This is a genomic window from Pseudomonas sp., from assembly GCF_037994325.1.
GTDB lineage: Bacteria > Pseudomonadota > Gammaproteobacteria > Pseudomonadales > Pseudomonadaceae > Aquipseudomonas.
Genome location: NZ_JBBNAH010000386.1, coordinates 1 through 1,590, shown reverse-complemented (window position 1 = coordinate 1,590; position 1,590 = coordinate 1). Strand labels below are relative to the sequence as shown.

General features: G+C 55.5%; 2 protein-coding genes. Both read right to left on the bottom strand.

The window, feature by feature from the left end; translation table 11 throughout:
• Positions 1-20 precede the first annotated feature (20 nt).
• Positions 21-647, bottom strand: coding sequence for a paraquat-inducible protein A (locus AAAB16_RS13105; RefSeq protein WP_340663718.1), 627 nt, complete (start codon positions 645-647; stop codon positions 21-23).
• Positions 634-1,293 (bottom strand): paraquat-inducible protein A, encoded by a 660-nt coding sequence (locus tag AAAB16_RS13100; RefSeq protein WP_340663717.1) that lies wholly within the window; start codon positions 1,291-1,293, stop codon positions 634-636. Before AAAB16_RS13100 ends, AAAB16_RS13105 begins: the two co-directional genes overlap by 14 nt.
• Positions 1,294-1,590: the final 297 nt, after the last annotated feature.

The window sequence follows — 1,590 nt, the reverse complement described above, 5'->3', positions numbered from 1 at the left end:
GAATTTTGGCTTTGGGCAGATCAGTCGTTGTCATCGGTTTCCGTTTCCGTGTTGTCCCAGAGCAAGCGCGGGTCGAAGGTGAGAGCGGCGAGCATGGTCAGTATCACCACACTGGCGAAAGCAGCGGCGCCGGGTCCAGGCTCGATACTGGCCAGCGTGCCGAAATTAACTAAGGCCACCAGGATGGCGATGACAAACACATCGAGCATCGACCAGCGGCCTATCCATTCAATAAAGCGGTACATGATGATGCGCTGGCGTGGCGACATCGGCAGTCGGCGCTGCACCGAATACAGCAACAGGCCGATGCCCACCAGTTTGAATGTGGGCACCAGAATGCTGGCGATAAATACCACGGCGGCGATGGGGATCATGCCGTATTGCACCAGGGAAATAACGCCGGACATGATGGTGTCCGGCTCACCTTTGCCGAGCGTACTGACCGTCATGATCGGCAGCAGATTCGCCGGGATATACAGGACTGCGGAAGTCAGCAGCAACGCCCACGTGCGCATAAGGCTATTGGGGTGGCGAGCATGAACGGCACCGCCGCAGCGGGTGCAGAACTGAGTGTCGCTATCGGCTTCTTCACGGTTGAGCTGATGGCATTCGGGACACACCAGAATGCCCGCATCAATTGCCCGCATGGTCATCCTCCCCGGATAACGCTTCCCATATTTGATGGGGCGTCATGGTTACTTCGAGCCAGACCTGGACTAACAGCAGGGCGACAAAACAGCCAAGACCAAAGCCGAGCGTAACGTCAGCCAACCCGATAAGTTTGACGATAGAAACCAGCGTGCCCATGAGGTAGACCTCAAGCATGCCCCACTCACGCAGGTGATGATAAATGCGGTAGAGCAGCAGGCCGTAGCTGCGCCCTAACTTCAACTGAATGCTAAGCAGCACTAAAAACTGACAGAGCAGTTTGAGCAGTGGTACCGCCATGCTGCAGAGAAACACCACCACGGCGACACCCTGCATGCCAGAGCCGTAAAGTGCTTTGACGCCGCTCCACACGGTATCGACGCTGTTTTGGCCAAGCAGGCTCAGCTCCATGATGGGTAGGAAGTTAGCCGGGAAGTAGAGCAAGAGTGCGGCGATCACCAATGCCATGCTGCGTTTCACCACCTTGGGGCGGCTCATATACAGCTCGAAGCCACAGCGTGGGCAATGGGCACTTTCGCCCACCGCCAAGTGAGGTTTTGCCATCAACAAATCGCACTCATGGCAGGCCGTCAGCGCCTCCAACGGCAACTCGGGCAACGCTCGATTATCTGTGGCATCAGACATGCAAAGGACTCGCGGAACGGCTTACCTAAGGGGTAACAACAGGTACTTGCGTGCTGGCAATCCTAGCTGCAATAAACGCATATGCGGCGTTATTTCTTTATGTGCTGTATAGCGGAACCGCGAAATATAGATGCCGAGGCTTAGAGCAGTCCTCGGCTAATTTTCTCCGTTAACTTTTCTACGCCCAAAAACAAACCCCCTACCCGTTTTCACGAGTAGGGGGTTTGGAATTTAAGCTTGACGATGACCTACTCTCACATGGGGAGACCCCACACTACCATCGGCGATGCGTCGTTT

Coding starts and splice junctions, on each gene's coding strand:
- AAAB16_RS13100 (WP_340663717.1), bottom strand. CDS start 1,293: ATGTCTGATGCCACAGATAATCGAGCGTTGCCCGAGTTGCCGTTGGAG.
- AAAB16_RS13105 (WP_340663718.1), bottom strand. CDS start 647: ATGCGGGCAATTGATGCGGGCATTCTGGTGTGTCCCGAATGCCATCAG.